Source organism: Amycolatopsis thailandensis (assembly GCF_002234405.1).
In the GTDB taxonomy this organism is placed as follows: Bacteria; Actinomycetota; Actinomycetes; order Mycobacteriales; family Pseudonocardiaceae; genus Amycolatopsis; species Amycolatopsis thailandensis.
Genome location: NZ_NMQT01000328.1, coordinates 1 through 610, shown reverse-complemented (window position 1 = coordinate 610; position 610 = coordinate 1). Strand labels below are relative to the sequence as shown.

Annotated in this window: 2 protein-coding genes; one reads left to right on the top strand and one right to left on the bottom strand. The window is 67.5% G+C overall.

Going from position 1 to position 610, the window contains the following annotated elements:
• On the bottom strand, positions 1–157 hold a 157-nt coding region (locus CFP71_RS43940), incomplete at its 3' end, for a twin-arginine translocation signal domain-containing protein (RefSeq protein WP_208636168.1).
• A gap of 192 nt (positions 158–349) precedes the next feature.
• Here CFP71_RS43940 and CFP71_RS42680 point away from each other — a divergent pair.
• Positions 350–610, top strand: a 261-nt coding sequence (locus tag CFP71_RS42680) for a DUF948 domain-containing protein (protein WP_093939471.1), incomplete at its 3' end; no start/stop codon positions are given.

Here is a 610-nt window from a genome sequence, read left to right as displayed (position 1 = left end):
GGTTCTCCTGCATCAGCACGATCACGTGCTCGATGGCGTCCAGTCCGCCGCGGCGCATGGGTTCGGCCATGGCGGCGTGCACGGACGGGGGGAGAAGCGTGGTGGCGGCCGCGGCGCCGGTGGCGCCCAGCAACGTACGGCGTGACAGTTCAGGCATGCGGGCGACCTAATCCCAGCAATGTGAACGGCACAAGAACCGAACAGGTCGTATATGCGGCGAACAGCGTTCGCCACGCTCCCCGTCCCGGTTCACTGCGCTGAGTGACCGTCGGGCGGGGTGACACCGCTGAACGGGCAGAGGGGCGGTAACCTCACGGGCACCAAGACCGCAGACCCTTGAGGAGGGCCCGTGTCGGCAGGGCAGATCGCCGCGCTGATCGCCGCAGGAGCATTCGTCGTACTCGTCGTGCTGCTGGCGATCGTGCTGTTCAAGCTCGGCCGGACCCTGGACGAGGCCACGATCGCCATCCGCAAGGCGCACGAGAACACCGACCCGTTGCTGATCGGCGCGAACGAGACGATCACGCACGTCAACACGCAGCTGGAGCGGGTCGACGGCATCACGGCCAACGCTCAGGCCGTGTCCGGCAACGTGTCCGCGCTGTCGTCG